Source organism: Xenorhabdus sp. IM139775, from assembly GCF_028598745.1.
Classification (GTDB): Bacteria; Pseudomonadota; Gammaproteobacteria; order Enterobacterales; family Enterobacteriaceae; genus Xenorhabdus.
The window spans coordinates 1-8,576 of record NZ_JAQRFK010000101.1 but is presented as its reverse complement, the minus strand read 5'-3'; the positions used below and the strand labels follow the sequence as shown (position 1 = coordinate 8,576).

The window sequence follows — 8,576 nt, the reverse complement described above, 5'->3', positions numbered from 1 at the left end:
ACAGTGATAGTGAGATCTTTTGCAAATAAGTTTACCATCTTCTGATAGCCATCTTGATTGTTATCAGAGGAGACTTTTAACTCTATAGTACCTGCGGTCTCATGCATTTCGAAAAGTGAAAATTTCTTAATATCTGTTTTATTTTGGAGGTTAGCCAAATCACCAAAAGGATGAACACCGATAGATGCCCATTCTTCGTCAGCAAGATATCCCCACACCCGTCCACTATCATCATACTTACCAGCCCCTACCGTAAGATCAAAAGACAGCATGCAATCCAGCAATTTCCAATCACAAGCCACCATATCATCCGGTTCCGGTACCCACGGCAAAACATTGGCATCGGCTTCTGATCGCTGAATATAGAGAAAAGCCCCTGAATCATCGTATTTAGGCAGAAGATATACGGAGTCAGCCCAACCGCTACGTTTCACTGGCTTACCCAAATACACTTGAATCAGTGCCCAAGGGAAAGAACCAACAGGGGCGACATTATCAACCTTAGCTTCGAATTGATCTGGGCCAAATGAACATTTTTTATCAGCATTATCCAACTTAGTTATTTCAGACATAAACACCTCATTCATTATATTATTTGTTAAATTTAAAGGTCATTTCATCCTACTCATCAACAGCCCGTTAATTTTACTTAGGGCGGGTTTTTATCTCAATCGAATAACGCATAACCGAATAAATACGCATGAAAATAGGGTGAAATGCGCTGGAATCTGTCACTTCGCCGGGTGGGTAATTCGCGGGGGTGTAAATCCGGAGTTTACTGCGGGAAAATAGCCGATGTTCAATAAAGGAGATTTTAACCGGGCATAATGAATGACACATTGAACTATCCATCCCAGAAAGTGATAACTCTTTATTATCAACCAATAACTACATGTCATTAAGCATCTTTTCGATAAATCACCTAATCTCACTTAAGTGCACAAAAGTATTAATTTTATTCTTATTGAAAGTTGGGACATCAAATATTCTATGAGGTGCTATATATGAGTCCATATATTGGTAAGAAGTTCATTCGATTTTTACCTTATATCGGTTCTCTGTTTTTGCCATTTGTAGCTATCAATACTTTGGCTATAGGTGAAAAGAACACGGAACAGCAAACACAGAACGTGGCAAATGAAAAGTGGTTAGATAAATCAGATAATCGGGGAGAAGATAATAAAGTTGATGAAACCGCTGGTTTAATTGCGCAAAATGTTCAGACGGTGGCTCAGGTGTTATCGTCTTCACCTTCACAGCTGACTGAACAGGCTAAATCCTACGCGACCTCCTACGCACTGGGAAAAGTCAACAGTGCGCTATTCGGCGAAACCCAGAAATGGCTATCCCAGTTCGGGACAGCCAGAATTAACTTTGCCCTCGACCGAAAAGGCAAGCTGGATAATGGCTCGCTGGATCTGTTGCTGCCGCTCTATGACAATAAAGCCGACTGGCTGACGTTCTCCCAGTTTGGTTACCGCCATAAAGACAGCCGCCATACCCTGAACGTCGGTCTGGGCGGGCGTTACTTTACCCCTGATTGGATGTACGGGCTGAATAGCTTCTTTGACCATGATGTCACCGGTAAAAACCAGCGCCTCGGCGTGGGGGGCGAAGCCTGGACCGATTATGTCAAACTCTCCGCGAATACTTACTGGCGCCTGAGTAAGTGGCGTCAGTCACAGGATGAACATGATTGGGAAGAGCGCCCGGCCAGCGGTTTTGATCTGCTCGGTGAATTCTATTTACCCGCTTACCCGAATCTCGGCGGTAAGTTAGGCTTTGAACAATACTATGGTGACAATGTGGTGTTGTTCAACCGTGACAGTAAACAGAAAGACCCCAGCCTTGGCAGGGTCGGCCTGAATTATACACCGGTTCCGCTGCTGACCATGGGCGTGGACTACAAATATGGCGGTAGCGGACACAGTGAAACCCTGTTCCAGGCCAACCTGAATTATCGGTTTGGTATCCCTTTTGATGCGCAGTTCTCGCCGGGTAGCGTGGCTTCCGCGCGGACACTGGCAGGCAGCCGCTACGATTTAGTTGAAAGAAACAACTATATCGTGCTGGATCACCGGAAGAAAGAAGCCGAAAAAGAGCTGCAATTGACCCTGCCGCAAGGCGCTGTCGTGGGTTATAGCCGGCAATCATGGCCAACCCCAATCCCCGTGGCGGCTAACGTAGAATCACGCGTTAAGCGCGTCATCTGGCAGGCAGATGAACCGTTTACCCAAAATGGCGGCAGCCTTGCCGGCGATAATAAGCATCTGAATCTGATATTGCCTAATTTTGTGCTGAATGCCCAGAATACCCATGCAGTCAATATCTTTGCGGAAGATCATAACGGCAAGTTAACCAAGCCCGTTACGTTGAGTGTGACCGTTCAGCCTTTGGATGTAAAACAGTTTAAGGCTGAAAATATCCCCACCTCGGCGGATGGCAAGGAAAGTTATCAGTTACTGGCTACGCTCGCACAGGGAGCCGCTGGTGCTCCTATCTCCGATACCGAGTTTAAGGATGCCGTCTGGTCGCTCGAACCGCAAAATGACGGCGTGAATCTGACGTGGGAAACCCCCAGTAAAACCAACGACAAGGGACAATTGCAGGCCACGGTCAGCAGTGCCCAGCCGCTGAAAGATATTAACGTTTTCCTGGAACTGCCGGGCATGGCGAAGAAACATCTTGGTGATGTGAGCTTTGGCCGTCTGCTGTCTGATTTTAATATCCAGTCTGTCAAGTCGCCGATACGAGGGTCATTTTTCACCGGAAACAGTGGTTATACCTTTACGGCATTGGTCACAAATAAGCAGGGTGAACCGCTGAGAAACCAGAAAGTGGATGTGAAGTGGTATCCCGATAAATTGCCGGATGGCGTGATTTTGTCCCCCATGCAGGGTATAACGAATGATCAGGGGCAATTGTTTGCAACCCTGACCAGTACCAAGCCGGCAAAAGATATTAACGTCGGGGCATCAATAGATGGTGGACAGACCATAACCCATGTTGCCAACCCGGTGACGTTCATCAATAACATTAATGCCGGCGATATGAAGGCTTCTGTCACGGCGCCGGTACCGGAAAAAGGGTTCTATTTCACCGGAACTTCGGGTTATACCTTTACGACCGTGATCACGGATAAGAAAAATAAGCCACTGCAAGACCAACCCGTGGATATTAAGTTCTATCCTGAGCCGTTGCCGGATGGCGTTCAATGGTTACCCGTGAAAAATACGACGGACGCTCAGGGGCAAGTGTATGCGACCTTAATCAGTAGCAAGGCGGCCAATTTTGCTCTCACCGGTGTATCCGTGGATGGTGGCAAGACCAAAACAGCCATTAATATCCCCGTGATTTTCGTGGATGCTGATAAGGCTAAAGATCCTGAAGTTGCATCCGTCAAGTCGTCACCCACTTCACCGATTTTCATTAAAGGTGAGTATACCTTTACGGCAGCAGTCATAGATAAGCTGGGCCAGAAAGTGTCAGACAAGAAAGTGGAGGGGGTTAAGTGGCTACCTGAGCAGTTGCCGGATGGTGTGACGTGGTCATTCAAGGGTGAGACGACGGATAAAGATGGGAATTTGACGGCGACCTTAACCAGTACCCAGCCGACAGTAAACGATATTAATGTTGCTGTGTCCGTCGATAATGGTAAGAGCAGTACGCCCATTGGTGCCGTGGCTTTTGAACCTGCCATTGTACTTAAGGAGATTCCTTCAAAACAGACATCGCCACAGACGGTAAAAAATGGAAGCTATACCTTTACAGTAGTGGCCTACAACAATATTACACACCAACCACTGCCACCAGGCCAGGAGGTGGGTATTGAGTGGTATCCGGATAGCTTGCCGGCGGGTGTGACGTGGTCATCAAAGGATAAGAAGACGAGGGCGGGAGGCGAATTGACGGCGACCTTAACCAGTGACGAGGAGGCACAAATTGTAGTTGCTGCGTCAGTATATGGTAAGGATGAAAAATTCAAAACCTACTTCAACAATAAGACCCCAGTGGCTTTTATAAATGGAATTACCGTTTTGAGCATCGAGCGGGAAGAAAAAGGGAAGGTCTTAGCCGGAGGGAAGGGTTATTCCGTGAAGATAAAACTCGGCGATAAAGGCTCAGCATATCTGCCTTTGCAGACCATAGATCCGGCTCTGGCGGTTAAATTTGAGCCAGTTTTGGCGGTTGGTGGGGGTACTAGCAGTGCGACACTCGAGTACAGCCTTCCACTCAAGACAGATAAAGACGGGATAATAAACGCAACCTTAATCGATAAAGTGCCTGAAGACGTTAAAATCGAAGCGAAAGTAGGTGGTAGTGTAGCAAAGACGTCTGATGTTATGACTTTCGTGGGTGATATTGATTTGGAGACTATTGAAATTGAGAATAAGCCCAACAACGATCAGCCTAGCGACGGAAAGAAAGGCTATCACTATCAGGTTATAGTGAAGTCCGGGAACGACGCTGTAGAGAATCTGAATCTGGAAAATGACTATGATATCGAGTGGAGCGCGCTGCATGACGGTAATGGGTATGACTATAAGTCGTTAGTCGGTAGTGATCTGAAATTCAGCGGGCAGAATAGCACCACCACCTCGGGAACAACGAAGGGGGCGTTAACTGCAACATTAACCAGTTCAGTCGGTCTTAATGGGGTTAAACCCACGCTGACGCTGAAACCGAAATTAGGTCATCTGAACACAAAGGTGGCTCAAATATCGGGTACGCCGTCCGTGAACTTTGCACCAATACCGAATGGGGATACGCGTCAGAAAGTGGGATTGCGTGTTACTGATCCGAATGGTTCAACAGCACCGAAACTATATGGTAATAATCAACCTGTTACCATCCTAGACAAGATGCATGCAGAGCTATGGGATGTTACTGGGCAGGGGCAGCAGCTGTTTGATGCAGCTGGCAAAAGCGTTATGCTTTCAGGCTCCGGACCGAATTATACGCAGTTTATAAAGCCAGCCAACGAGAAATTCCAGTTTACTGTTATGCCTAATGCCCAAGCTGGTGGTCAAACAACTCCACTAATGACGCTAGATCCTACAACGTTCAATATGACTGTGACTGACAATAAGACAGGGATAATAAGCTTCTACACTTATAAAATGGAGCCTAAGCAAATTTTTGTGAATTTGCGTGACGTTTATAATATAGCGTCAAACGCAGTCTCGCCGTGGGGCGACTGTGTGACGACACATGATAAGTTGGATGAACCATTGTACAAGGATATATGGAATCCCGCTGATCGAAACGCGCTAGTGGCTCTGTATTCTGATTTACCAAAATGGACAATGATGAAGGGGGCGACACAAGTGAGGATAGGGTCTAATGCAGGCAGTCGTCTGGGTGAGTATAGCCTTGCGATTGCGGGTACTGATGCTGGTAGCACTGATGATTATGCAGCTCTAGGTAAGGACTATGATATAAAAGATGCATACCTCTGTATGGTTACTAAGTGATAGCTAAGTAATAAAACAGGCTCCAAATAATGGAGCCTGTTTTTTATCATTGAAGTGATAACTTTTCCTTATCAGCCAATAACAATATTTCATTACCCTGTTGGCAACAAGTCAGTTAATGTGTCCCGAGTGCAAGATAACTATTTATTCTTGCCCGGGTATTGGAATATAAAATATTACATGAGGAATTTTATATGGACGCTTATATAAATAATAAGTTCATTCGATTTTTGCCTTATATTAGTTTTCTTTTTTTACCGTTAGTATCAATGCATGCCTCGGCTGCCGTTAAGCTTGGCGAGGTTGAAATCACTTCGACCAATCCGGAAGTGAATGGCGACGGCAAACAGGCGCATACCTACCGGGTAAAAGTGACTGATACTGCCAGTGGTGCTGCCCTCCCCGGCCTGGCCTTTGACCGCGACAAGGTCATTTGGCAGGCAGTTCACCCCGATGGCAAGTATGACTATGGCTCGTTAGTCAAGGAAGGTAAGCTGGTTTTCGGCAATCAAGGCCTGACCACGGATGAGCAGGGTTACTTAACCACCACGTTAAGCAGTTCGGTCGGCCTTGAAAATGTTCAGGCCAGACTGGCGCTTGTGACGGAGGAAGGCAAACAGGAATCGAAAGCTAACACGGCCGTGAAATTTGCAACGCCAACGCATCTGGCGGGCCTGTTTATCTACGATTATTGGCGTTCTACGGAATGGTCAGCGACACCGGAGCCAGGGACAACACTCCATCGTTTTTATCGGGATACTGAGAATGGGCCGTATAATATTACGGACGCCACAATGGCAGAGCTGCGGCTTAGGCCCGAACAAGGTCTTTTTAATCCTGATATTGAAACCGCAGTGCATAGAGTAGTAAAAGGAAAGGCTGCTGAGGCTATTCCTACCTTTGAGAATAAATACTATTTGGGGTTTGAATATAAGAATCCAGTCATAGAGCCGACAGTTTTAGAGACGACGGTGTCTCATAAAGGTAGAGGAAGCTCAATAACCTACACTTATACCCTAAAACCTCAGCGCTTTCTTATCAATATGACGGATCGTAACAATAGCGTAGCCAACAGATACTTAATTAAGCGTGAAGATTTTAACCTGAATGATTGTAGTAAGAATACGGCTAAAGATACAGCAGGTAATAAGTATAGTCCAGTGATGTTGTCGTATGTGAAGCGAACAGGCAATAGCCAAAGTTTATTGGATGAATATCCCGATATCACGCAGTGGGGGGTGATTCGTTCGGTAACTGCCGGCAAGCATTGGAATCAGAAAGCGGGGGGGTATCCAACTCGGGCACCCATTATCAAGGTGATTAATGATATAAAAGGGACTGAAAAACAGGATGAAATGATTTTGTTTGATATATCGAGTAATACAATACTTCATGATTATGAAGAAATACCACCAGACGCGATACTCCTCTGCCTGTTCAATTCATAGATTATAGAATAAGGTCATAAAAACAGGCTAAAAATAATGTCGGCAATCAGTCTGTTAATGTGTCCCGAGTGCAAGATAACTATTTATTTTTGCCCGGGTATTGGAATATAAAATATTACATGAGGAATTTTATATGGACGCCTATATAAATAATAAGTTCATTCGATTTTTACCTTATCTCAGTTTTCTTTTTTTACCGTTGGTATCCATGAATGTCTCGGCTGCCGTTAAACTTGGCGAGGTTGAAATTACTTCGACCAATCCGAAAGTGAATGGCGACGGCAAGCAGGCGCATACCTATCGGGTAAAAGTGACCGATGCTACCAGTGGTGCTGCCCTCCCCGGTCTGGCCTTTGACCGCGACAAGGTCATTTGGCAGGCAGTTCACCCCGACGGCAAGTTTAACTATGGCCAGTTAATCAAGGAAGGTAAATTGGTTTTCGGCAATCAAGTCCTGACCACGGATGAGCAGGGTTACTTAACTACCACGTTAAGCAGTTCGGTCGGTCTTGATAATGTTCAGGCCAGACTGGCGCTTGTGACGGAGGAGGGCAAACAGGAATCGAAAGCTAACACGGCCGTGAAATTTAACTCAGTATCGCAGCCGGCTGGCTTGTTTGTTTACAGTTATTGGGATTCCTCATATGACACGAGAAATACACATAGACCGGAGCCAGCGACAACACTCCATCGTTTTTATCGGGATACTGAGAATGGGCCGTATAATGTCCCGGACTCAGCCGTGGCAGAGCTACGGATTACGCCCGATCAAAGTCTTTTTGATCTTCACACTGAAACCGCAGTGACCAGAGTGGTAGAAGGAGGTGCAGCCTCTCCCTCCGGATATGTTAATAAATACTGGGTGGGGAGTAGATATAAAAATCCAGTCATGGAGCCGACAACACTCGAGATGACGGTGACTTCTAATGAATCAGGAGGATCAACGACGTACACTTATACCCTAAATCCTCAGCACACTTTTATCAATATGACTAATCGCAACAACAGTGTAGCCATCTACGACTTTATAAAACGTGCCGATTTTAATCTGGATAAATGTGAGAATAATACGAATAAAGATACAGCGGGCAATATATATAGCTCAGTGAATTTGTCGCATGTGATGCGAACAGGCACTTATCAAAAGCCATCTCAAACGCTATTGGACGAATATCCCGATATCACGCAGTGGGGATTAATTAGTTTGGTTACTGCCGGCCATGATTGGAATGAGAAAGGGTGGGGCATCCCAACGCGTAAAACGATTATCAAGGTGATTGATGACACAAAAGGGTCAAAGACCCAAGGCCAAATGATTGGGTTTGATATATCGAGTAATACAACACTTAATGATGGTGAAAAAATGCCACCAAACGCAATACTTCTCTGTTTGTTTAATTCATAGGTCATAGAATAAAGTCATAAAAAGCAGGCTCCAAATAATGGAGTCTGTTTTTTATCATTGAAGTGATAACTTTTCCTTATCAGCCAATAACAATATTATTACCCTGTTGGCAACAAGTCATTTAATGTGTCCCGAGGGCAAGATAACTATTTATTCTTGCCCGGCTATTGGAATATAAAATATTACATGAGGAATTTTATATGGACGTCTATATAAATAACAAGTTCATTCGATTTTTGCCTTATATTA

Annotated in this window: 5 protein-coding genes; 3 read left to right on the top strand and 2 right to left on the bottom strand. The window is 45.2% G+C overall.

What is annotated here, in order from left to right; all coding sequences use genetic code 11:
- Together PSI17_RS15235 and PSI17_RS15230 are read right to left on the bottom strand one after the other, a co-directional pair.
- The coding region (locus tag PSI17_RS15235) for a Thoeris anti-defense Tad2 family protein (RefSeq protein WP_273552788.1) at positions 1 to 572 on the bottom strand (572 nt) is incomplete at its 3' end.
- A gap of 73 nt (positions 573 to 645) precedes the next feature.
- The gene (locus PSI17_RS15230; protein WP_273552787.1) at positions 646 to 840 is read right to left on the bottom strand and encodes a hypothetical protein; all 195 of its coding nucleotides are present in this window, start codon (positions 838 to 840) and stop codon (positions 646 to 648) included.
- A gap of 164 nt (positions 841 to 1,004) precedes the next feature.
- Between PSI17_RS15230 and PSI17_RS15225 the strand changes: the two genes are divergently transcribed.
- The 3 genes from PSI17_RS15225 (at position 1,005) to PSI17_RS15215 (ending at position 8,327) form a co-directional block, all read left to right on the top strand.
- A complete protein-coding gene (locus PSI17_RS15225; RefSeq protein ID WP_273552786.1) occupies positions 1,005 to 5,474 on the top strand; it encodes an inverse autotransporter beta domain-containing protein in 4,470 nt (1,489 codons plus the stop codon).
- Between the two features lie 194 nt (positions 5,475 to 5,668).
- A complete protein-coding gene (locus PSI17_RS15220) occupies positions 5,669 to 6,922 on the top strand; it encodes a hypothetical protein (protein ID WP_273552785.1) in 1,254 nt (417 codons plus the stop codon).
- A gap of 133 nt (positions 6,923 to 7,055) precedes the next feature.
- The gene (locus tag PSI17_RS15215; RefSeq protein ID WP_273552784.1) at positions 7,056 to 8,327 is read left to right on the top strand and encodes a hypothetical protein; all 1,272 of its coding nucleotides are present in this window, start codon (positions 7,056 to 7,058) and stop codon (positions 8,325 to 8,327) included.
- Positions 8,328 to 8,576 lie beyond the last annotated feature (249 nt).